Genomic DNA, 22,207 nt, shown 5'->3' with positions numbered 1-22,207 from the left:
CACCGGTGATCATGTTCTTGACGTAGTCGGCGTGACCCGGGCAATCGACGTGCGCGTAGTGGCGGTTCGGCGATTCGTACTCGACGTGCGAGGTCGAAATGGTGATGCCGCGCGCCTTCTCTTCCGGTGCCTTGTCGATCGCGTCGTAGGCGTGGAATTCGCCGCCGAAGCGTTCCGCACCGATCTTGGTCAGCGCCGCCGTCAGCGTCGTCTTGCCGTGGTCGACGTGACCGATCGTGCCCACGTTCACGTGGGGCTTGGTGCGCTCGAACTTACCCTTGGCCATGATTGCGTATCTCGCTGAACTGTTGGATGGAGTGCCGCGCGGTGGCCGCGGCCTTGAACATGGTGCTCACGAATGGAATCGAACCATCGACCTCCTCCTTACCAAGGAGGTGCTCTACCGACTGAGCTACGTGAGCGTAAATTGTGTCCTGGCGCCTGGAGTGCAATGGCAGGCCCGCGATGGAGCGGGAGACGGGAATCGAACCCGCACCATCAGCTTGGAAGGCTGAGGTTCTACCGTTGAACTACTCCCGCGCCGGGAACCGCACTTGGTGGAGGGAGGTGGATTCGAACCACCGAAGGCGTAAGCCAGCAGATTTACAGTCTGCCCCCGTTGGCCGCTTGGGTATCCCTCCGGCAAGTAATGAACCGGTGAAAACAGCCCGCGATTTTGACGCCCCCCAATCCTGCTGTCAACGCCTGTGCGCGTTTTCCCGCAACAAGAATAGCCGAAGCCGCCTTTCGCGGTCAGACGTTGAAGCGGAAATGCAGCACGTCGCCTTCGCGGACGCGGTATTCCTTGCCTTCCAGGCGCAGGCGGCCGGCCTCGCGGGCCCCGGCTTCGCCCTTGTACTTGATGAAGTCGTCGTAGCCGATGGTCTCGGCGCGGATGAACCCCTTCTCGAAATCGGTGTGGATGACCGCGGCGGCCTGCGGGGCAGTCGAGCCACCCTTCACGGTCCAGGCGCGCACTTCCTTGACGCCCGCGGTGAAGTAGGTCTGCAGGCCCAGCAGCGTGTACGCCGCGCGGATCACGCGGTTCAGGCCCGGCTCCTCGAGCCCCAGGTCGGTGAGGAACGCATCGCGGTCCTCGTCCTCGAGCTGCGACAGCTCCTCCTCGATCGCCGCCGAGACCGGCACCACCTCGGCACCCTCCCCGGCCGCGCGCGCGCGCACCGCATCCAGGTGGTGGTTGTCGGTAAAGCCGTCCTCGAGCACGTTGGCCACGTACATCACCGGCTTGAGCGTCAGCAGGAACAGATCGCGTACGGCAGCGTGGTCATCCTCGGACAGGTCCAGCGCGCGTGCCGGCTTGCCGCTGTCGAGCGCCTCGCGCACCCGCGCCAGCACCTCGACGCGCACCTTGGCGTCCTTGTCACCGGTCTTGGCCGAGCGCTCGGCCCGCTGCAGGGCCTTTTCCACCGATTCCAGGTCGGCCAGCGCCAGCTCGGTGTCGATGGTCTCGATGTCGGCGATCGGGTCCACCTTGTTGTTGACGTGGATGACGTCCGTGTTCTCGAAGCAGCGCACCACGTGGCAGATCGCGTCGACCTCGCGGATGTGCGCCAGGAACTTGTTGCCCAGGCCCTCGCCGCTGGCCGCGCCCGCCACCAGGCCCGCGATGTCGACGAACTCGACCGCGGTCGGAATGCACTTCTGCGGCTTGACGATCTCCGACAACGCATTCAGGCGCGGATCCGGCACCGGCACCACGCCGACGTTGGGCTCGATGGTGCAGAACGGAAAATTGGCCGCGGCGATACCCGCCTTGGTCAGCGCATTGAACAGGGTCGACTTGCCGACGTTGGGCAGGCCGACGATGCCGCATTTGATGCCCATGGGTCCGGGACTCGTGAAACGGGAGGCGGGAGCCGTCGGATGGCCCGGCGGCTCCCGCATCGCGTCTCGGCAATGCGCCTTGTGGCCGGCCGTCAGCCGTCCGCGCCTGCCGGCGCCGCGGTATGCAGCCGCTTCATGGCTTCGTTGACATCGCCGGCGACCGCCAGCGGCAGCACGTCGATGGCGTCGTCGAGCGCGCGTTCGATGAGGATGTCGTCGACCGCGGTGGCGCGGCCCAGGACCCAGCCGGTCACGCGGTCCTTGTGGCCGGGGTGCCCGATGCCGATGCGCAGGCGGTGGAACCGTCCGTGCCCGAGCAGGCGCATGGTGTCGCGCAGCCCGTTCTGGCCGCCGTGGCCGCCATCGAACTTCAGCCGCGCGGTGCCCGGCGGCAGGTCCAGCTCATCGTGCGCCAGCAGCGCCTGCTCCGGCTCGATCTTCCAGAACTGCAGCGCGGCCAGTACCGACTTGCCACTCAGGTTCATGAAGGTGGCGGGCTTCAGCAGCCACACGTCGCGGCCGCCGACCTGCACCCTGGCGGTCTCGCCAAAGAGCTTGCCGTCGACCCTGAAGCGCTCGCCGGCCCGCCCGGCGAGCCGGTCGACAAGACGGAACCCGGCATTGTGCCGGTCCCGCGCATGCTCCGGGCCGGGGTTGCCCAGCCCGACGATGAGTCGAAGCCCGTCCATCGCGGGGCCGCCCACCGGCGCACCCGCAAGGGCTGCGCCGGTGGAGCGGGGTCAGCCTTCCTTGCCCGGCAGTTCCTGCTTGGCGGCGGGAACCTCGGCGGTCGGCTCGACGTCGGCTTCCACTTCCTCGCGGACGTGGCGTGCGACGGCGACGGCCGGGTTATGGCCTTCGTCGATCTTCTGCGCGGGCGTGACGCCCTCGGGGAACGTGACGTCCGACAGGTGCACGGTGTCGCCGACCTCCATGCTGGCCAGGTCGACCTCGATGAACTCGGGGAGCTTGCCCGGCAGGCAGCTGACTTCGATCTCGTTGAGTTCCTGGGTCAGCACCACGCCCGCGGTCTTGCCGGCCACCGAGGTGTCGGCGTTGATCAGGTGCAGCGGCACGTTGAAGCGGATCGCCTCGTTCTCGTTCACGCGCTGGAAGTCGATGTGCATGATCTGCTGCTTGAACGGGTGGCGCTGCATGTCACGCAACAGCACGCGCTCGACCTTGCCGTCGACCTCGAGGTCGAGGATCGACGAGTAGAACCAGTCGTGCTGGCTGGCAACCCAGGTCTTTTCCTGCTGGAGCTGGATGCTCCGCGGGGCGGCATCGCCGCCGTAGATGATGGCCGGCAGGCTGCCCGCGCGACGCAGGCGGCGGCTCGCACCCTTCCCCTCGTCCTTGCGGCCGGTTGCCGAAATCGTGTGCTGTGTCATTGGATGTCTACTCGTTTGCATGGTTGGCCCGCCTCGCGGCGGAAATGTTGACTCCCCCGCGACCAGGGGAGCCGGTTGGAACACGACCGGGGCCGGGGCGGCAGTGCCGCCTCAGTCCACGTAGAGGGAACTCACCGACTCGCCGAAGGCGATGCGGCGGATGGTCTCGGCCAGCAGCTCGGCCACGCTGAGCTGGCGGATGCGCCCACAGCCGCGGGCGGCATCGGAAAGCGGAATGGTATCAGTGACCACCAGCTCGTCGAGCTGGGACCGGTTCAGGTTGTCGATCGCCGCCCCCGAGAGCACCGGATGCGTGCAGTACGCGACCACCTTGGTGGCGCCCTGCGCCTTCAGCGCGGCGGCGGCGGCGCACAGGGTGCCCGCGGTGTCGACGATGTCGTCCACCAGCACGCAGGTCTTGCCCTGCACGTCGCCGATGATGTTCATCACCGTGGCGACGTTGGCCTTCGGACGGCGCTTGTCGATGATCGCGAGATCCGCGTCATCGAGGCGCTTGGCCAGCGCGCGGGCACGCACCACGCCGCCGACGTCGGGGCTGACCACCACCATGTTGTCGGTGCCGTGCGCGCGCCAGATGTCGGCCAGCAGCAGCGGCGAGGCATAGACGTTGTCGACCGGGATGTCGAAGAAGCCCTGGATCTGGTCGGCGTGCAGGTCGATCGTGAGCAGGCCGTCGGCACCCGCCACGGTGAACATCTTGGCGGCGAGCTTGGCGGTGATCGGCACCCGCGAGGAGCGCATGCGGCGGTCCTGGCGCGCGTAGCCGAAATACGGCACCACGGCGGTGATGCTGGCGGTGGATGCGCGCTTGAGCGCGTCGATCAGCGCCATCAGCTCCATGAAGTGCTCGGCGGTCGGCGCGCAGGTGGACTGCACCACGAACACGTCCTGGCGGCGCACGTTTTCCTCGATCTCGACCTGCACCTCGCCATCCGAGAAGGTCGACACCAGGGCCTTGCCCGGACGCACCCCGAGCTCGCGGCACACGGCCTGGGCGAGCGGGCGGTTGGCATTGCCTGAGAAGATCAGCAGGTTGCCATCTTCCTTTTTCACGGGACGTCTCCGCTGCACGCTGGTTGCGACTGGGGAATGGCAGGGGCGGTAGGATTCGAACCTACGAATGCCAGGATCAAAACCTGGTGCCTTGGGCCTCTTGGCGACGCCCCTGCAGAGGCCACGCCGCAAGTGCATCCAGCAGCGGCGACCGCGCGGCGCCGGGAACCACCCAGGCCTTGAGGCATGGCGGCAATCCGGCGAGCGCAGCCTCGGCGAGTGCGCGCTCGGCGAACTCGACGAAACAGCCGCTGCCCGTCCCGGTAAGCCGTGGCGTGCCGACGCGCGAAAGCGCCTGGAACGCGGCTTCAACGGCCGGTTCGAGGCGACGCAGCACCGGCTCGAACGCATTGCCGAGCGGAACACTTGAAGCGAAGTCCGCCATTGTCGCGGCGCGGGCATCCCTCGTCAATTCAGGGGCCTGGAACAGCGCGGCGGTGGCCACGTGCACGCCGGGGTCGACCAGCAGGTACCAGGCCGGCGGCAGCGCCAGCGGCACGAGGCGTTCGCCGACGCCTTCCGCCCAGGCGTTCGCGCCGTGCACGAACACGGGCACGTCGGCACCCATGCCAACCCCGAGTGCCGCCAGCGCGTCGCGGCCGAGGCCAAGCCCCCAGAGCCGGTCCAGGGCGACCAGCACGGTCGCCGCGTCGGATGACCCGCCGCCGAAGCCACCGCCAGCCGGAATGTGTTTTTCGACGCGGATATCTGCTCCAAGCTCGCATTTCGCCGACTTTTGCAGAAGTTCTGCGGCGCGCAGGCTGAGGTCCGCGGATTCGGGGACCGCAGCCAGATCCATTCCGCAGCGGACGATCCGGCCGTCGGCGCGGGGCCGCAGGTGGACGGTGTCGCCCCAGTCCAGCAGGCGGAACACGGTCTGCAACTCGTGGTAACCGTCGGTGCGGCGCCCGGTGATGCGCAGGAACAGGTTCAGCTTGGCCGGCGCCGGCCACGCCGACCAGCCGTACGCGGCGGTCACGGTGCGATCCCGCCCCACTGGTCGATGACCAGCCGCACGTCGGCACCACCGCGGCGCGCCTCGATGCGCCGCGGCAGCGGCGGCGTGATGGTGTCGCCCTCGTGCCAGGCGCGGAATTCGATGACCCAGCCGTCCTGCTGCAGCCGCGCGGGAAGCAGGTCGGCACCGAAGGCGAGCGTGGCCGGCCCGTGGCGGGCCTCGTCGGCGCGGGCACCGCGCAGCCAGGCACCAAGGGCGGCCATCGGCACCTCGAGCCCGGTGGCTTCGTACAGCAGTTGGCTGCCATCCGGCCCCTCGCGCGGGCCGCCGTCCAGCCCCTCCAGGCGCGCGCCGGACCCGCTGGATGACAGCCGCCAGCCTTGGCGGGTGACCGGGGCAGACAGCTCGACGCGGTAACCGGCACCATCCTGCTGCCAGTCGATGCGGCCGTTGCCTCCCTTGCCATCGCGGGTGATGGCGGCGCGGCCGCTCAGGGTCCAGGCCGGAGTGCCGGCCAGTCGCGCCTCGCGGGCCACCTGCCCGTCCATGGCCGCCGCAACGGCAGCCGGGGCCAGCACCGGGAGGGGCGCGGACGCCGGCCCGCGCGTCGCGCACGCGCCCAGCAAGGCCATGGCGGCCAGCACCAGCAGCACCCTCGCCGGACTCATGACGCGGTCTTCTCCAGCGCCCGCTTGAGGGCGCGGTTGTCCGGATCGATGGCGCGCGCCTCCTCCAGGTAGCGGCGCGCCTCGTCATGGCGGCCCAGGACCCACAGCACTTCGCCGAGGTGCGCGGCGATCTCGGCGTCCTTTTCCAGCACGTAGGCGCGGCGCAGCTCGACCACCGCCTCCTCGTTGCGGCCAAGCCGGTAGAGCACCCAGCCGTAGCTGTCGATGATGGCGGCATTGCCCGGCTCGGCGACGCGCGCGCGCTCGATCAGCTCCAGCGCCTCGTCGTAGCGCGTGGTGCGGTCGGCAAGCGTGTAGCCCAGGGCGTTGAGCGCGGCCGTGCTGTCCGGATCGGCCAGCAGGATGCGGCGCAGGTCGGCCTCGGCGCGGGCGATATCGTCGCGCCGCTCCCACATCAGCGCGCGCGCGTAGAGCAGCGCGGCATCGTCGACGAATGCCGCCAGCCCCCGGGCATAGGCGTCGAGTTCGGCATCCCCGCCGCCATCCTCGCGGCGCAGCTCGGCCTCCATCACGTAGGCATCGCGGCGGTAGTCGGCATCGGCGACGCCATCCTGCTGCAGGCGCGAGAGCTCGGCGTAAGCCTCGTCGGCCTTGCCCAGGTCGTGGAGCACCTTCGGGATCCGCAACTGCGCCAGCCAGCGCTGCTCGCCGCCGGGCACGCTGCGGTACCAGTCGAGCGCCTCGGCCGGAAGCTCCAGGTATTCGGCCAGTTGGCCAAGCAGCAGGCGTCGCGGCGGGTTCGGGGCCTCGGCGTCGGCCTTGAGGACGTCATACAGCCGGCCCAGCCCGTCCTTGTCCTCGGCCTGCGCCAGCAGGGACGCACGCAGCGCGAGCCAGCGCAGTTCCGGTGGCCCGCTTTCCAGCAACCGCGCACCGTCGGCGGGCGCACCCACTTCGGCATAGGCCAGGGCGATGTTCTCGCGCATGCGCGGGTGCGCGGTGACACCGGGCTGCGCCGCGATCTCGTCGAGCACCGCCTTCGCCTCCACGCTGCGGCCGGTCTGGTGCAGGTGGCGGCTGCGGACCAGGGCGGTGAGCGGGTCGTCGGGGAACGCGACGCGCGCGACACCGTCGATGCGCTCGAACAGGGCCTGGTCGCCCAGCCCGAGCGCCAGTTCGCCGGCACCGGCGAGGGCCAGCGACTCACGCGGGATCGCGCCGCGATCGAACAGCTCGCCGAGCACCTCGGCCGACAGGGCCTGGTCACTGCTGCCGGTGCCCAGCACCGACATCGCGGTGAGCAGGCCTTCGCGGCCATCCTCGCGCAGCAGCGACTCGAGCTCGCGGCGGGCGGCCCGGCTCTTGCCGGTGCGCAACGCCAGGGTGGCGGCGGCGCCCTTCATGCCCGCCGATTCCGGGGCGCGCTGGCGCCACAGGCCCAGCGCATCGGCCAGCGCGGCGTTGTCGCGCCCCATCAACGCGTAGCGGGTGGCGCGCGCGGCGAGTTCGGCATCGTCGGGCAGCGCGCGCGCCGCCTCCAGGTACCAGGCCGTGCCTTCATCCAGGCGCCCGGCCGAAACGGCGAATTCCGCCGCCAGCACCGCCTCGAGCGGATCGCGCGCCGTGGTGTCGCGCGCCTGCGCGGCCATGGCGCCGGCCAGCAACAGCACGGCCGCGAGCAGCGTGCCGGACCGCCGCGGGCGACCGCGCGCGAGGTGGCGAACGCCGTTGTCGGACGCGGAGGCTGCCGGCGACGTAAAATAGCGACCTGTCATGCCAGCAGCTTATCGCAAGCACATGAACCGATGAGGCTGATTGCCGTCGGTCTCAACCACCAGACCGCGCCGCTCCAGCTGCGCGAACGGGTGGCCTTTGCCGGCGATCGGCTGGACGGCGCGCTGGCGGAACTGCGCAGGCTGCCGGCCGTGAAGGAGGTGGCGCTGCTCTCCACCTGCAACCGCACCGAGCTTTACGCGGTGACCGATGACGAAGGCCGCGCGCTGGTGAACTGGCTGGCCAACCACCCCGACGACGCCATGGGCGATGCCGCCGGCCTGCACGCCTACCTGTACCACCACGCTGGCGACGCCGCGGCGCGCCACCTGTTCCGCGTCGCCACCGGCCTGGACTCGATGGTGCTCGGCGAGCCGCAGATCCTCGGCCAGGTGAAGCAGGCCTGGTCCAGCGCGCGCAGCGCCGGCACGCTCGGCGGCCACCTCGACCGCCTGTTCCAGCACGCGTTCGTGACCGCCAAGCGCGCGCGCACCGAGACCCGCATCGGCAACAGCCCGGTGTCGATGGCCTCGATGGCGGTGCGCCTGGCCCAGGAGAGCTTCGCGCGGCCGGAGGATTCCGTGGTGCTGCTGGTCGGCGCCGGCGAAACCATCGAACTGGCGGCGCGCCACCTCGCCCAGGCCAACGTGAAGCAGCTGCTGGTCGCCAACCGCACCTTCCGCCACGCCGAGGAGCTGGCCGCGCGCCACGGCGGCGTGGCCCTGCCGCTGGACGAACTCGACCGCCACCTGTTCCTCGCCGACATCGTGTTCTCGGCCACCGCCAGCCGCACCCCGGTGATCCGCCGCGAGCATGTCGCAGCGGCCCTGGCTGCGCGCAGGAACCGGCCGATGCTGCTGGTCGACCTTGCCGTGCCGCGCGACATCGAGCCGTCCGTCGCCGAGCTCCGCGACACCTACCTGTACACCGTGGACGACCTGGAGCGCGCGGTCGAGGACAACCGGCGCAGCCGCCGCGAGGCCGCCGATGCCGCCGAGTCGATCATCGACCTGCAGGTGTCGCGTTATGCCGAACTGCTGGCCACCAACGCGCGCAGCGCGCCGCTGCGGCGCCTGCGCGCGCATGGCGAAGCGGCGCGCAGCGAAGCGCTGGCCAGGGCGCGGCAGCAGCTCGCGGCCGGCCAGTCGCCCGAGGCCACGCTCGAATTCCTGGCCCATGCGCTGACCAACCGCCTGCTGCATGCACCCACGGCCGCGCTGCGCGAAGCGGCCGCCAGCGGCGACGACGTGCTGCTGCGCGCGGTGGAACGCATGCTGCCTGACCATCCCGCCGGCGACGGCGCGCTGCCCGTCCCCGGCAGCGCCCGCGCACATGACGACGACGATGCTCCCATCCCTGCGCCGTAAGCTCGAGTCGCTGGCCGAGCGTCGCGACGAACTCGAACGCCTGCTGTCCGATCCGGCCGCCGCCAGCGACCAGGCGCGCTACCGCGCGTGGTCGCGCGAGTTCGCGAGCCTGGCGCCGCTGTCCAGCGCGCTTGCCGATGAAGCCCGCGCCCGCGCCGACCTCGCCGCCGCACAGGCGCTGCGCGACGACCCCGAGCTGCGCGAGATGGCCGACGAGGAAGTCACCGCCGCCAGCGCGCGCCTCGCCGAACTGGACGCGGCGCTGATGGCGCTGCTGGTGCCGCGCGACGCGCGCGACGACGGCGGCATCTACCTGGAGGTCCGCGCCGGCACCGGCGGCGACGAGGCGGCGATCTTCGCCGGCGACCTGTTCCGCCTGTACAGCCGCTACGCCGAGCGCCAGGGCTGGCGGGTGGAAGTTGAATCCGCCAACGCCGGCGAGCACGGCGGCTTCCGCGAAGTGGTGGCGCGCATCGAGGGCGCCGGCGCCTACGCGCGCCTGAAGTTCGAGTCCGGCACACACCGCGTGCAGCGCGTGCCCGAAACAGAGTCGCAGGGTCGCATCCACACCTCGGCGGCGACCGTCGCCATCATCCCGGTGGAGGACGAAAGCGAGCCAATCGAGATCAATCCCGCCGACCTCCGCGTGGACACCTTCCGCTCCTCCGGCGCCGGCGGCCAGCACGTCAACAAGACCGACTCGGCGATCCGCATCACCCACCTGCCTTCCGGCGTGGTGGTGGAGTCGCAGACCGAACGCTCGCAGCACGCCAACCGCGACAATGCGATGAAGCGGCTGAAGGCGATGCTGGCCGATGCCGAAGCCGCGCGCCGCGCCGCCGCCACCGCCCAGTCGCGCAAGCTGCAGGTGGGCAGTGGCGACCGCAGCCAGCGCATCCGCACCTACAACTTCCCGCAGGGCCGCATCACCGACCATCGCGTCGACGGCCTGACCCTGTATGACCTGCCAGCGGTGATGGAAGGCGCGCTCGACCCGCTGGTCGACCGCCTGCTGCAGGAACACCAGGCCGACGAACTGGCACGCCTGACGGAGCACTCGGCGTGACAGGCGGATCCGGCGCGTGAGCGCAGCAGGTGACCCCCGCGGCGAAGCGCGCCGCGCCACGACGCTGGCCCCACGCGACGCCATGGCCTGGATCCTGCTGTCGGATGCGGAGCTCGATGCCGGCGACGGCGTGGCCGGCGAGGCAGCCGCGCAACGCGCCCTCGCCCTGGCGCCCGGGCACCCGGAAGCCCTGGCGCGGCTGGGCCGCGCGCAGTGGCTGCTCGGCCGCCGCCGCGAGGCCGCCGACAGCCTCGGGCAGGCCGCCCGCGCGGCACCGGGGCACCCCGGCATCGCGCTGTGGCACGGACACGCGCTGGAGGACGTGGGCGAGGCGGAAGCCGCGGCCGACGCCTATGCGCGCGCGCATGTGCTGGTGCCGGGCGCGGCGCAGATCGCGGCCCACCTGCTGGCCCTGCGCCGTCGCCTGTGCGACTGGCGCGGGCTGGACGCGCTGTCGGCGCAGGTGCGATCGGCGGTGACGCGCAGCGAAGCGGCGGTCGAACCGTTCGCCTTCCTGAGCGAGGACGCTGACGCGCTCGAGCAGCTGCGCTGTGCGCGGCTGAGCGCGGCGCAGGTGGCGCGCAGCGTGCGCCCGCTGCCGCCGCGCGCGATCGCCGGCGATGGCCCGCTGCGGATCGGCTTCCTGTCCAACGGATTCGGCGCGCATCCCACGGGACTGCTGACCGTGGCCTTCCTCGAGGCGCTGCGCGCGGAGGTGGGCGTCGAGGCGCACCTGTTCGCGCTCAACCCCGATGACGGCAGCGCCGTGCGCCAACGGCTCGAGGCCGCGACCACCCTGCATGACGTTGCCGCCCTGCCCCATGCGGAGATCGCGATGCGCATCCGGGGCGCCGGCATCGACGTGCTGCACGACCTGCGCGGCTGGGGCGGCGGCGGCACGCCGGCCGTGCTGGCGATGCGCCCGGCGCCGCTGCAGGTCAACTGGCTCGCCTATCCGGGCAGCTCGGGCGCGCCGTGGATCGACTACGTGCTCGCCGACGGCTTCGTGCTGCCGCCGGCGCTGGAGGCGGGCTTCTCCGAGGCGGTCGCGCGGCTGCCGCGCTGCTTCCAGCCGTCCGACACCCGACGCGCGCCGGCCCCGCCGCCGTCGCGCGCGGAGTGCGGCCTGCCGGCCGACGGCGTGGTGTTCTGCTCCTTCAACAACAGCTACAAGCTCAATCCGTCCAGCTTCGCGCGCGCGATGGCGGTGTTGCGCAACGTCCCCGGCAGCGTGCTCTGGCTGCTGTCGGCGCCCGGCCGCGGCGACGGGCGCCTGCGCGCCGCCGCGCAGGCTGCCGGCGTGGACCCGGCGCGGCTGGTGTTCATGGCCAAGCAGCCGCAGGCCATCTATCTCGCGCGGCTGCAGCTCGCCGACCTGTTCCTCGACAGCAACCCCTACGGCGCCCACACCACGGCCTCGGACGCGCTGTGGGCCGGTTGCCCGGTGCTCACCCGGCCGGGTCACACCTTCGCCGCGCGCGTCGCCGGCAGCCTCAACCACCACCTCGGGCTGGGCGAACTCAATGCCGCCGACGACGCGGCCTTCGTCGCGCTGGCCACCGCGCTCGGCAGCGATCGCGCGCGCCTGCAGGCGCTGCGCGCACGGCTGCACGGCCTGCGGCAGGCGTCGGGACTGTTCGACATGGCGGCATTCGCGCGTGACTTTGCCGCCATGGCGCAGGCCATGGCCGACCGCCAGCGCCGCGGACTGCCTCCGGCGACGCTCCAGGCGCGGTAGGCTCGCCGCATGACCCAGTCCGATGCATCCATCCAGCTGCACCTGTGCGTCCTCACGGTGTCCGATTCGCGGACGGCGGCCGAGGACAGTTCCGGCGATTACCTCGTCGCCGCGCTCGAGAAGGCCGGGCACCGCCTGGCGGCGCGCGGCCTGCTGCCCGACGACCGCTACCGCCTGCGCGCGCTGGTCTCGCAGTGGATCGCCGACCCCGCGGTCGACGGCATCCTGGTCACCGGCGGCACCGGCTTCACCGGGCGCGACGCCACGCCGGAAGCGCTGCTGCCGCTGCTGGACAAGGAGATGGCGGGCTTCGGCGAGCTGTTCCGCGCGATCAGCGTCGAGGAGATCGGCACGTCCTCGTTGCAGTCGCGGGCCTTCGCGGGCCTGGCCAACGGCACCTTCCTGTTCTGCGTGCCGGGCTCGACCTCGGCCTGCCGCACCGCGTGGGAACGGATCATCCGCGCGCAACTGGATTCACGCACCCGCCCCTGCAACCTGGCCACCCTGAGGCCACGCCTGAAGGAATGACGCGGGGCGCAGGCCCACCACCACCGCACCGGAGCGGCACGTGAAAGAACTCAAGCGCAAGCAGTACGAGTCGCTGCTGGAACCGCTGCAGCACGAACTGGTGGCGATGGCCCGCTGGGCGCGCCACACCGGGCAGCGCATCGCCGTACTGATGGAAGGGCGCGACACCGCCGGCAAGGGCGGCGCGATCAAGGCCATCACCGAGCACCTCGACACCCGCCAGTACCGCGTGGCCGCCCTGCCCAGGCCGAGTGAGCGCGAACTGGGCGAGTGGTATTTCCAGCGCTACGTGCGCCACCTGCCCACGGCCGGCGAGATCGTGCTGTTCGACCGCAGCTGGTATAACCGCGCCGGCGTCGAACAGGTGATGGGCTTCGCCACGGACGACCAGGTCGCCGCCTTCCTGCGCCAGGCGCCCACCTTCGAAAAGCTGCTTACCGACGACGGCATCCTGCTCTTCAAGTACTGGCTGTGCTGCGACCAGGAACAGCAGGAGGCGCGCTTCGCCGAACGCCTGGCCGATCCGTTGAAGTCCTGGAAGCTGTCGCCGATCGACGTCGAGGCGCGCACCCGCTATGCCGATTACACCCGCGCCCGCGAAACCATGCTCGAGGCCACGCATACGAAGAACGCGCCGTGGACGCTGGTCGACTTCGACGACCAGAAACGCGGCCGGCTGACGCTCATCCGCCACCTGCTCGACCGCCTGCCGGACGTGCACGTGCCGCGCACGGCGCCGGAGTTCCCGCCACTCGACGGCAAGCCGAAGAAGGAACGCTTCGGCAAGCTCAAGCCCATCCCGCCCTGGGACGGCTGAAGCCGCCGCGCGTCAGGCGGCCGGTGCGGCCGGTGCGGCCGGTGTGCCCGGCCCGCCAGCCGCGGTGATCGCCGCCTCGAGTTCCGCCGCGGTGACCGGGCCGAGGAATTTTTCCGCGACCCGGCCGTCCGGCGCGATCAGGTAGGTCAGCGGCAGCCCGCGCGGGGTGGCGAAGTCCTTCGGCGGGTCGTAGACGTCCAGGATCGCGACCGGATACACCACCGGATGCCTGTCGAGGAACACGCGCATGTCCTCGACCGCGATGTCCTCGTACGCCAGACCCACCACCTCGATGTGCTCGCGCATCGCGTCGAGTGCCGACAGCTCGGGCATTTCCTTGATGCACGGCGCGCACCACGTGGCCCAGAAGTTGACCACCACCCACCGGCCGCGGCGCTCGGCGAGGGTGTAGCGGCCACCGTCGAGCGTGGTCACTTCAAGCGTCGGGAACGCGGCATCGGCGGAGTCGCCGGCACCCGCCTCGTCGGTCGCCACTGCCGCGGGAGGCGCGGTTGCATCGCCCGGTGGCGCGGCGGCCGGCGTCGTGTCGCCCGTGGTGGCCGGCGCATCGCCGCCGTCCGGCCGGCAGGCGGCAAGCGCCAGCAGCGCGGTCAATGCAAGGCAGGGGACGTACAGCGGGCGAAGACGCATGGGTCAGGTCCTGGCGGGGTCGTGGAGGTCGCCGACGCGGCGGCGCAGCAGGTCGCGCAACGGCAGGCGCAACTCGTCCAGCGCCGCGATCGCATTCGCGCCGAGGGCGTCGTCGCGACAGGGCAGCACCGCCTCGGCGATCGGAATGCGCAGCTGGCCGGCTTCATAGAGTTCGGCGAGCGACAGGCCGTCGAGGTCGCGCGCCAGCAGCCACTCGCCGCTCTCGGCGCGGCGCACCACGTCGATGTCCTGCAGCTGGCCGAGGATCTCCTGCACCAGCGCGTCGGTCAGCATCGGCTCGCAGGCCAGGATGTCGTCGCTGTGCAGGCCGCGGCCTTCGCGGCGTGCCTCGGCAAAGCGGCCCAGCAGGCGCAGGATGCCGTACAGCTCGTAGCCCTGCGGCAGGCGCATGTGCGCCGGCTGGTAGCGGAACGCGGAGATCGAGGCGGCGAACGATGCGCCGAGCAGGATCGAGATCCAGCCAAAATACAGCCACAGCAGGAAGATCGGCACGAACGCCAGCGGCCCGTAGATGTTCTGGTAGGCGTTGAAGCTGCCGAGGTAGAGCCCGAGCAGGCGCCGGCCGATCTCCAGCAGCACCACCGCCAGCACGCCGCCGGCGAATGCATGCCGCCACTGCACGGTGCGGTGCGGCACCACGCGGTAGATGGTGGCGAAGGCGAACAGCTCGATCAGCACCGGCGCGACCCCCAGCATCAGGTGTTGCAGCCACTGCCCGGCGATGCTGCTGAACACGTCCAGGGCGAAGAACCTGGCCGACACCGACAGGCTGGCCGCGGCGACCAGCGTGCCGAGGGTCAGCACCGTCCAGTACACCAGGAACCGCCCGAACCGTGGCCGCGCGGTGTGCACGCGCCAGATGCGGTTGAACGCGCCCTCGATGCCGAACAGGGTCACCAGCACCGACACCACCAGCGCCACCACGCCGACCGCGGTCAGCTGCCCGGTGTTTTCCGAGAACGACCGCAGGTAGCCCTCGATGGCCTGCGCGGAGCTCGGCACGAAGTTGGAGAAGATGTACGTGCTCAGGCGCGCGCTCCACTCCTCGAACACCGGGAACGCCGAGAGCACGCCGAACACCACCATCGACAGCGGCACCAGCGCGAAGGTGGTGGTGAACGACAGCGCGCCGGCGGCCTCGAACAGGCGGTCGTCTAGGAAGCGCCGCCACAGGAAGCGGCCGAACGAGGTCGCGCGCGCGCGGTCGCGCATGCGCTCCTTCCAGCGGTAAAGGGAATCCAGTGGCTCCATCGCGGCGAGGGTAACCGATCACGAACCACCGCCGCGGCACGGGGCTGGCGCATGCGGCTATGCTTTGCCGCCCGGAGGAAGCCGCATGCCCGATATCCTGGTCCTGTACTACAGCCGCGGCGGTTCGGTCGCGGCGCTTGCGCGCCAGGTCGCGCGCGGCGTGGGCGAAGTGGACGGCATGGCCGCGCGGCTGCGCACGGTGCCGCCGGTGGCGGCGGTCACGCAGGCGGCCGCGCCACCGGTGCCCGAAGAAGGTGCTCCGTACGTTGAACGCGCCGACCTCGACGAATGCAGCGGCCTGCTGCTGGGCAGCCCCACGCGCTTCGGCAACATGGCCGCGCCGCTCAAGCATTTCCTCGACGGGCTGGGCAGCGAATGGGCCAGCGGCACGCTGGTCGGCAAGCCGGCGGGCGTGTTCACGTCGACCGCCACCCAGCACGGCGGCCAGGAGTCGACGCTGCTGACCATGATGCTGCCGCTGCTGCACCACGGCTGCGTGCTGGCCGGCATTCCATTCACCGAACCGGGCCTCTCGGCCACCCGCAGCGGCGGCACGCCCTACGGCGCCAGCCACGTCGCCGGCGGCGACAACGATCCGCAGCCGACCGACGAGGAAGCGCGGCTGGCACGCGCGCTCGGGCGGCGCATCGCCATGCTTGCCGCGAGGCTCGGCTGATGGCGGCACCCGGCTCGCGGTACGTGCTCGCGGCGTTGCTCGCGGCGCTCGCCGCGCTGTTCGCGGCCTGGTTCAGCGCCGACCCGCGCTACCTGCAGGCGCTGGCGGTGTTCGCACTGCCGCCGTTGCTGCTGATGGCCGGCGTGCTCGCCGGCAGCCGGGTCGCGGTGTTCTGGTCCGGCGTGCTTGGCCTCGGCTGGTTCTGCCACGGCGTGATGGTCGGCTGGGAGCGCGCGGCCGGGCGTGGCTACGCGCTGGGCGAGGTGGCACTGGCGCTGGCCATCATCGTGGCGGCGAGCTGGCCGGGCCTGCAGGCGCGCTTCGGCCGTCGCGGTGCGCGCGGCGCGACGGACTAGAATGCGCACCCGGCCGGCGACACGCCCGCCACCGCGCACGGCATTCGAGGAACACGCGATGGATGAACTCCTGGTCGTCACCACCGGCGGCACGATCGACAAGGTCTATTTCGACGACAAGTCGGACTTCCAGGTCGGCGAACCGCAGATCGGCCGGATCCTCGAGGAACTCGGCGTGGCGTTCCGCTTCCGCGTGATTCCGATCATCCGCAAGGATTCGCTGCACATCGACAACGCCGACCGCGAACTGGTGCGCGCGACCATCGCCGCGCAGCCGGCGCGCCACGTGCTGATCACCCACGGCACCGACACCATGGTGGAGACCGCGCAGGCGCTGGCGTCGCTCACCGACCGCACGATCGTGCTGACGGGCGCGCTGAATCCGGCGCGCTTCCGCGGCTCGGACGCCGAGTTCAACATCGGCACGGCGGTTGGCGCGGTGCAGTCGCTCGCGCCCGGGGTCTACATCGCGATGAACGGCCGCATCTGGGACCCGCTCAAGGTGCGCAAGAACGTCGCCGCGAACCGCTTCGAGGCGACCTGAGCGCCACGCCGGCGCAACCCGCGGGCGTGGCGCGCGGCGTCAGGGCGGGCTGATCCGCGAGCGCCCCGGGCCGTCGCCCGGCAGCGGATCCGGCAGCGCCGGGTGCGGGCGGTTGCGTGGCACCTGTCCGGGCGGCGCCGGCGGCGGCACGACAAGCCGGTTCTTGCTCGACTTGGCCAGCTCGCCCATGAACGCCAGGCCCAGGCGCGCGATGATCGTCGCGTGCTGCGCGTTCCCGCCCATGTTGGCCAGGGTGTCGCCCGGCGTGTGCAGGAGCGGGAAGAACGGGCCTTCGTCGTACATCGCCGCCGGAAACCCGTTCTGGGTCCACGAGGCATGGTCGGAGCAGGCGTAACCGCAGGACGAATCGCTGCGCGTATAGCCCTGCGGCGCCATGTACTCGTCGAACAGCGCGCGCAGGAACTGCACCAGCGCCAGGTTGGAATTGTCGGTCATCACCCGGATGTCGCTGCCGCCGCCGGGCGCGCGGTAGTTGGTCATGTCCATCTGCAGCACGCCGACCACGGTGCGGCCCTGGGCGGCAAAGGACTGCGCGATCGCGCGCGAGCCGCGCAGGCCGACTTCCTCGGCCGCGTACGCCATCAGCTTCACCGTGCGCCGTGGACGGTAGCCGTCCGCCATCGCCACGCGCAGCACCTCGGTCAGCGTGGCGATGCCGGAGGCGTCGTCATCGGCCCCGGGCGCGACCATGGCGTTGCCGCTGCCGGTGCCGGAGATCGAATCGAGATGGCCGCCGAGCACCACGATCTCGTCGCCCAGGTCGCTGCCCTGGATGGTCAGGATCACCGACGGCTGGCCACCGCAGTTGGTGCAGGCGGTGAACAGCTCGGCGCTGACATCGCTGCGGCCGGCGGCCAGCGACAGCCAGTGGTCGCGGATCCACAGCGCGGACGCCTGCCCGTGGCTGCTGGCGAAATACCGGTTTGGCCACGCCGTGGACAGGTGGCTGATGGTGGCGGCGAGGTTGGCCGCGGACACCTGCGGCAGCCAGCGTCCGACCACCGCCTGGTTGCTGATGGTGTAGGCCGGCAGCGCGGTGCCGCGCAGGCCCTGCATTGGCGCCCGGCTGGCGACGAAGGCCTCGGCCTCGGCGCGGGTCGCGAACGCGAAATAGCCGCCACAGCGGCGTTCGACCTCGTGCACGTGGCGGGCCAGGTCCTGGATCTGGTGCTCGCGCAGCTCGGCCAGCACCAGCGCGTTGCCCAGCACATCGCGGCGCGCGACGAGCCGGCCGCTGAAGTCGCCAAGCGCGGCCTCGAACGTGGCGCGCTCGGCGACCACGTGCACCGGCGCCATCGGGTCCACGGCAGTTGCGCCATGCCCGTGTGCCGCCGCGGTACCCGTCGCAAGGAGCATCGCCGCAGCCGCCATCCCGCTGGCAAGCGCGCGCCTCACAGCCGCGTCCCGGGGCGCACGTTCCGCGTCGCGCTGGACGTGGCGCCGCGGTCGTCGGTGACCGTCAGGGTGACCCGATGGAACACCTTGGCCGCATAGGTACGGGTCGGGTTGGCGGCGGTGGAGGTCGTGCCGTCGCCGAAGTCCCAGTGCCAGGCCACGATGCTGCCGTCCGCATCGCTGGAGCGATCCTCGAAGCGGATGGCCAGGCCGCCGTCACGCTGGAATGCGAACCACGCGGTCGGGTCCTGGTTGGGTGTGGCGCTGCCGTCCACGCCATCGAGGACGCCCGCGCCGCTGCCGGTCGGATCCAGCCAGTCGCCAAGCCGGGTCGCCGCGGTTCCCCCGCCGGTCCACGAGGTGAAGATCCGACCGTAGTAGTCGCTGTGGTTGGTGCCGGTGGTGCTGCAGCTGGCGAGGCCGCCGTGCAGTTGGCCAACGACGCGCTTTTCCGGGCTGTACAACGGCGATCCCGAGGAGCCGCCTTCGGTGGTGCCGATGCCACCCGGCTCCCAGAACACCTGGTAGTGGCTGCTGCCTGCGCCAAAGTAGCCGCTTACCGCCAGCGGCGCGACCGAATGGGTGATGCGCTTCTCGGCCACGCGCGGGTGGTGGATGCCTGCGGCGTTGGCATGCACCACGTCACGGCGGTCCCAGCCGGCCCAGTACAGGTTGAACGCCGGATTGGCCGCGGTATCGAGTTCCAGCAGGGTGAAGTCGGACGCGGAGTGGGTCGCACGCACCTGCGCGCCGGTCTGGTTCCAGGCGAGCGAGCCATCGCCGTTCTGGCCGCTGGCCGCGCTGCCGGGGATCCGGCAGGTGGAATTCTGGTAGTTCCAGTACACGACGATGCTGGCCGCGGCCGCCGGCGTGCCCATGCTGCAGTGGTGCGCGGTCAGGAACAGCATGCGCCGGTCGTTGGCGGTGTTGTTGAGCAGCGAGCCGGTGCAGTAGAACGTGCCGAAGCGCGAGTACGCGCCGACCGAGCGGATCTGCGGGCGATGGGCATCGCCCTGCGGGCAGGCCACGTCGATGTTGCAGGCACCGGACACGCCCATGGCGCTGACCTCGTGCGCCGCCTCGCGCGCGATGCGGCCGAAGCCGACGTAGTCATGGTTGACGCTCGACAGTGCCAGCTTCAGCTCGCCGACCCGCTCGGCCGGCACCGAGACCTCGATCACCGCATGGTCGCCCGGCACGACCGGGGTCCACAGCTGGCCGTGCGGCTTGTTGTCGGCGGCGGTGAACACGCTCACCAGCTCCGCTGGATGCGCCTTGGGCAGGCCCGCGGGATAGACGCGCAGCTCGCCATCCTCCGGCATGCGGTAGGCCTTGAATCCGAAATTCAGCGACAACGCGCCGGGCGACTCGATGCGCAGGCGCCAGACCATCCGGTCCTTGCCCACCGCGTCCCAGTCACCCGCGCTGTCAGGCGTGATGTCGACCGCGTGCGCGAACGCGAACCGCGCCGGCGCGTCGCCACGGGCGGTGGCGCGGTCCTCGGCACGCAGTCGGGCCGCGTCGACGGCGGGCATGCGCAGCACCTCGACCGTGTGTTCGGCCGGCAGGCCCCTGGGTGCCGCCTTGTTCCCCGCCGCCATGGCGCTGCCTGCCACCAGCAGCGCGCACACCGCCAGGCAGACCCGATTCATTCTTCTCATTGCTGCTTCCCCGCAGTGGGTCTGGCCGACCGTTGACGGAATGCTGCCCCGGCACGGGGCCGGGGCAACAGACTGTAACCGGACAGGGGCCGGTCAGATCAAGCGATCGATCAGAACGTGACGCTCCAGCTGTTGATGTAGCCCGTGTCACCGGCCGAGTTGTCGTTCACGCGCAGCTTCCACGTGCCGTTGCGCGCCTCGCTGGACAGGTTCACGTTGTAGGTCGAGTTGATGTTGTCGGCACTCCCGCCGCTGCGGTTGTGCAGCACGTAGCCGCTGCCGTCCGGCGCCACCAGGTCGACCTTCAGGTCGCCGCGGTAGGTGTGGACGATGTTGACCGCGACCGGCGTCGACGCCGGCGCGTTGCCGCTGCGGCCGGAGACCGTGATCGGACTCTCCACCGTGGCGTTGTTGTTGATCGCGTAGTCGGTGCCATTGGTATAGGTCTGCGTCGAACCGCCGCCGCCGCCCGCCGTGTAGCTGCCGGTGAGGGTGACGCCGGAGAACGCCGAGTAACCGCGCAGCATCACGTGGTAGGTCCCCGCCTGCGGGGTGGCGAAGCTGCAGCTCTCGGCGTTTCCGGCGCGGTACGGGCGGCAGTCGTACGCCGTCGTGGTCGGTGCGGAACCGAACCGCACGTACAGGTCGGCATCACCGGTGCCGCCGCTGCTGGCAATGGTGAGGTTGCTGGCGCCGGCCGGTACGCTGATCGTCCACGACTGCGTGCTCGACGCCGCGCCGGCGATGCCGCTCACGGGCACGCCGTTCTGCAGCACGCTGCCCCCAACGCCGCCGCTGCTGACCGTCACCGACTGGGTGCGGCTGCTGGTCGCGCCGCCGTTGTCGGTCACGGTCAGGGTCACGCTGTAGGTGCCCGCCGCCGCGTAGGTCTTGCTGGGATTGGTCGCGGTGGAGCTGCTGCCATCGCCGAAGTTCCAGCTGCGCGAGGCGATGCTGCCGTCGCTGTCCGACGAACTGTCTGTGAAACTGGCCACCAGGCCGCTGGTGCTGACACTGAAGTTCGCGGTCGGCGGCGTGTTGGCGGTGCCGCCACCGGCGGCGTCCACGGCGGCCTTGGCGTTGACGATGCCCGCGCCGATGGTCTGCGAGGGCGTGCTCGGGAATGCGCTGGCGGTGCTCTTGATGAGCGCCTCGATCTGCGCGGGCGTCTTGGCCGGGTTGGACACCGACTGGATCAGCGCGACCACGCCGGCCACGTGCGGCGCCGCCATGGAGGTGCCGCTGTAGCTGGCGTAGCTCTCGCTGCCCGGGCCCTGGGTGCCCGAATTGAGCGTGGACATGATGCTGGAGCCGGGGGCTGCGATGTCGACCAGCGCGCCGTAGTTGGAGAAGCTGGAGCGCGCGCCGGTGCTGGTGATCGAGCCCACCGCGATCACGTTGTTGCAGTTGGCCGGCGAGAACCCGGACGTGTTGGCATTGCTGTTGCCCGCGGCGATCACGAGGGTCGTGCCGCGGCCGACCGCGCCGTTGATCGCGGTCTGCATTGCGCTGCCGCAGGTGCCGGTGCCGCCGAGGCTGAGGTTGATCACCTCCGCCGGATTGGCGTTGGCGGGCACGCCGCTGACGGTGCCGCCGGACGCCCAGATCACCGCGTCGGCGATATCGGAGTCGTAGCCGCCGCCGCGTCCAAGCACGCGCACCGGGACCACCTTGGCACCGAACGCGGTGCCGGCGACGCCCTTGCCGTTGTTGGTCACCGCGGCCACCGTTCCGGCGACGTGCGTGCCGTGCCAACTCGAGGAATAGCCGCCGGAGTAGTCGCCGGGATCGCTGGCGTCGCCGTCGCGGCCGTTGCCGTCGCCGGCGACGGCGGTGTCGATGATGAAGTCGTAGCCCGGCAGCATGTTCGCGTTGAGGTCGCTGTGGTTGGTGATGCCGGTATCGAGCACCGCGACCACGGCACCGGTGCCGGTGGTGACATCCCAGGCCTGGGTGGCGCGGATGCCGGCCGGCGTGGTGCCGAAGCCCCACTGCTGGCTGAAATTGGTGTCGTTGGGGGTCAGGGCCGCCTTGTTGAGCTTGTCGACCTCGACGTACTCGACGTTCGGGTTCGCCGCGATCTGGCGCATCAGCACTTCGGCTTCGACGCGGTCCAGCTTGCGGCTGCTGCGCACGACTTCGGCACCGACCGCCATGCGGCGCTCATGGCGCAGCGCGAGCGGCGCAGCCGCGCGCAGGCGGCTTGCATCGGGCACCGCGACCGCCGCGGACTTGAGCGCGGCATCGCGGACCGCGGCCTGGGCGTGTTCGGCACTGCCGTCGCGATACTTGACGATGAAGCGATCGTGCAACTCGGAGGCCTGCAGGCCACTCACGTTGATGCGGTCTGCGGCCGTGGTCGCGAGCGACGACAGCGCAATGGTGGTGGCAACGGCAAGCGCATGCAGGCGCACGCGGCGGTTCGAGTGATCGGTCATGTTGGAT

The 22,207-nt window shown here is 71.0% G+C and carries 21 protein-coding genes, 4 tRNA genes and 1 pseudogene; 8 read left to right on the top strand and 18 right to left on the bottom strand.

All coding sequences use genetic code 11. The features are described 5' to 3' along the window. The 12 genes from H5368_RS12895 to H5368_RS12840 all read right to left on the bottom strand — a co-directional run. The coding region (locus H5368_RS12895; RefSeq protein ID WP_255486523.1) for a GTP-binding protein at window positions 1-286 on the bottom strand (286 nt) is incomplete at its 3' end. Window positions 287-346: 60 nt separating this feature from the next. After that, window positions 347-422: transfer RNA gene (locus tag H5368_RS12890), tRNA-Thr, on the bottom strand. A 44-nt stretch (window positions 423-466) separates the two neighbouring features. Further along, window positions 467-540 (bottom strand) — tRNA-Gly (locus tag H5368_RS12885). Window positions 541-555: 15 nt separating this feature from the next. Next, window positions 556-641, bottom strand: a tRNA-Tyr gene (locus tag H5368_RS12880). 112 nt (window positions 642-753) lie between these two features. Next, on the bottom strand, window positions 754-1,845 hold the full coding sequence (gene ychF, locus H5368_RS12875) for a redox-regulated ATPase YchF (protein WP_182825216.1): 1,092 nt from the start codon (window positions 1,843-1,845) through the stop codon (window positions 754-756). 92 nt (window positions 1,846-1,937) lie between these two features. Next, window positions 1,938-2,534 carry an aminoacyl-tRNA hydrolase gene (gene pth, locus H5368_RS12870; RefSeq protein ID WP_182825214.1) on the bottom strand — a complete coding sequence of 199 codons (597 nt, stop codon included), beginning with the start codon at window positions 2,532-2,534 and terminating at the stop codon, window positions 1,938-1,940. 51 nt (window positions 2,535-2,585) lie between these two features. Then, window positions 2,586-3,236 (bottom strand): 50S ribosomal protein L25/general stress protein Ctc, encoded by a 651-nt coding sequence (locus H5368_RS12865; protein ID WP_182825212.1) that lies wholly within the window; start codon window positions 3,234-3,236, stop codon window positions 2,586-2,588. 111 nt (window positions 3,237-3,347) lie between these two features. After that, entirely contained in the window at window positions 3,348-4,310 is a 963-nt protein-coding gene (locus H5368_RS12860) for a ribose-phosphate diphosphokinase (protein ID WP_182825210.1), read from the bottom strand. Window positions 4,311-4,347: 37 nt separating this feature from the next. Then, window positions 4,348-4,424 (bottom strand) — tRNA-Gln (locus H5368_RS12855). Continuing rightward, the gene (ispE, locus tag H5368_RS12850; RefSeq protein WP_223877952.1) at window positions 4,387-5,289 is read right to left on the bottom strand and encodes a 4-(cytidine 5'-diphospho)-2-C-methyl-D-erythritol kinase; all 903 of its coding nucleotides are present in this window, start codon (window positions 5,287-5,289) and stop codon (window positions 4,387-4,389) included. Before ispE ends, H5368_RS12855 begins: the two co-directional genes overlap by 38 nt. Further along, window positions 5,286-5,936 (bottom strand): lipoprotein insertase outer membrane protein LolB, encoded by a 651-nt coding sequence (lolB, locus tag H5368_RS12845; RefSeq protein WP_182825206.1) that lies wholly within the window; start codon window positions 5,934-5,936, stop codon window positions 5,286-5,288. Before lolB ends, ispE begins: the two co-directional genes overlap by 4 nt. Continuing rightward, the gene (locus tag H5368_RS12840) at window positions 5,933-7,546 is read right to left on the bottom strand and encodes a tetratricopeptide repeat protein (protein WP_343203911.1); all 1,614 of its coding nucleotides are present in this window, start codon (window positions 7,544-7,546) and stop codon (window positions 5,933-5,935) included. The genes lolB and H5368_RS12840 overlap by 4 nt, the downstream gene beginning before the upstream one ends. Before the next feature lie 156 nt (window positions 7,547-7,702). Here H5368_RS12840 and hemA point away from each other — a divergent pair, with 156 nt between their 5' ends. From hemA to ppk2, 5 genes are all read left to right on the top strand, one after another. Further along, window positions 7,703-9,037, top strand: coding sequence for a glutamyl-tRNA reductase (gene hemA, locus H5368_RS12835; protein WP_182825203.1), 1,335 nt, complete (start codon window positions 7,703-7,705; stop codon window positions 9,035-9,037). Continuing rightward, window positions 9,015-10,103, top strand: a complete 1,089-nt coding sequence (prfA, locus tag H5368_RS12830; RefSeq protein WP_182825201.1) for a peptide chain release factor 1 — start codon at window positions 9,015-9,017, stop codon at window positions 10,101-10,103. Before hemA ends, prfA begins: the two co-directional genes overlap by 23 nt. 82 nt (window positions 10,104-10,185) lie before the next feature. Next, window positions 10,186-11,841, top strand: a complete 1,656-nt coding sequence (locus H5368_RS12825) for a UDP-N-acetylglucosamine-peptide N-acetylglucosaminyltransferase (RefSeq protein ID WP_182825333.1) — start codon at window positions 10,186-10,188, stop codon at window positions 11,839-11,841. Window positions 11,842-11,850: 9 nt separating this feature from the next. Next, window positions 11,851-12,369: a molybdenum cofactor biosynthesis protein B gene (moaB, locus tag H5368_RS12820; RefSeq protein WP_182825199.1), complete on the top strand. Its 519-nt coding sequence runs from the start codon at window positions 11,851-11,853 to the stop codon at window positions 12,367-12,369. A 40-nt stretch (window positions 12,370-12,409) separates the two neighbouring features. After that, window positions 12,410-13,186: a polyphosphate kinase 2 gene (ppk2, locus tag H5368_RS12815; protein WP_182825197.1), complete on the top strand. Its 777-nt coding sequence runs from the start codon at window positions 12,410-12,412 to the stop codon at window positions 13,184-13,186. A 12-nt stretch (window positions 13,187-13,198) separates the two neighbouring features. Here the strand turns inward: ppk2 and H5368_RS12810 are convergent, their stop codons facing one another. Beyond that, the gene (locus H5368_RS12810; RefSeq protein WP_182825195.1) at window positions 13,199-13,837 is read right to left on the bottom strand and encodes a TlpA disulfide reductase family protein; all 639 of its coding nucleotides are present in this window, start codon (window positions 13,835-13,837) and stop codon (window positions 13,199-13,201) included. 3 nt (window positions 13,838-13,840) lie between these two features. Beyond that, a complete protein-coding gene (locus tag H5368_RS12805) occupies window positions 13,841-15,109 on the bottom strand; it encodes a YihY family inner membrane protein (protein WP_182825193.1) in 1,269 nt (422 codons plus the stop codon). Between the two features lie 85 nt (window positions 15,110-15,194). Between H5368_RS12805 and wrbA the strand changes: the two genes are divergently transcribed. Genes wrbA through H5368_RS12790 form a run of 3 tightly spaced genes read left to right on the top strand, consistent with a single transcriptional unit; the run spans window position 15,195 to window position 16,685 of the window. Then, the gene (gene wrbA, locus H5368_RS12800) at window positions 15,195-15,785 is read left to right on the top strand and encodes an NAD(P)H:quinone oxidoreductase (protein WP_182825190.1); all 591 of its coding nucleotides are present in this window, start codon (window positions 15,195-15,197) and stop codon (window positions 15,783-15,785) included. Further along, window positions 15,785-16,141 carry a DUF2069 domain-containing protein gene (locus tag H5368_RS12795; protein WP_182825188.1) on the top strand — a complete coding sequence of 119 codons (357 nt, stop codon included), beginning with the start codon at window positions 15,785-15,787 and terminating at the stop codon, window positions 16,139-16,141. Before wrbA ends, H5368_RS12795 begins: the two co-directional genes overlap by 1 nt. 58 nt (window positions 16,142-16,199) lie before the next feature. After that, window positions 16,200-16,685 (top strand): asparaginase domain-containing protein, encoded by a 486-nt coding sequence (locus H5368_RS12790; protein WP_182825186.1) that lies wholly within the window; start codon window positions 16,200-16,202, stop codon window positions 16,683-16,685. Between the two features lie 39 nt (window positions 16,686-16,724). Here the strand turns inward: H5368_RS12790 and H5368_RS12785 are convergent, their stop codons facing one another. The 4 genes and pseudogenes from H5368_RS12785 to H5368_RS13560 form a co-directional block, all read right to left on the bottom strand. Further along, window positions 16,725-18,062 carry a M20/M25/M40 family metallo-hydrolase gene (locus H5368_RS12785; RefSeq protein WP_182825184.1) on the bottom strand — a complete coding sequence of 446 codons (1,338 nt, stop codon included), beginning with the start codon at window positions 18,060-18,062 and terminating at the stop codon, window positions 16,725-16,727. A gap of 35 nt (window positions 18,063-18,097) precedes the next feature. Continuing rightward, window positions 18,098-19,753, bottom strand: a complete 1,656-nt coding sequence (locus tag H5368_RS12780; RefSeq protein ID WP_182825181.1) for a PKD domain-containing protein — start codon at window positions 19,751-19,753, stop codon at window positions 18,098-18,100. 119 nt (window positions 19,754-19,872) lie between these two features. Further along, on the bottom strand, window positions 19,873-20,829 hold the full coding sequence (locus H5368_RS13620; RefSeq protein ID WP_343203910.1) for a proprotein convertase P-domain-containing protein: 957 nt from the start codon (window positions 20,827-20,829) through the stop codon (window positions 19,873-19,875). Continuing rightward, window positions 20,818-22,200: pseudogene (locus H5368_RS13560) on the bottom strand (S8 family peptidase); the annotation flags it as partial. The gene H5368_RS13620 and the pseudogene H5368_RS13560, both read right to left, overlap by 12 nt. Window positions 22,201-22,207 lie beyond the last annotated feature (7 nt).

This window comes from Luteimonas sp. MC1782, assembly GCF_014164605.1.
Lineage (GTDB): Bacteria > Pseudomonadota > Gammaproteobacteria > Xanthomonadales > Xanthomonadaceae > Luteimonas.
This window is presented reverse-complemented; position numbering and strand designations above follow the sequence as displayed.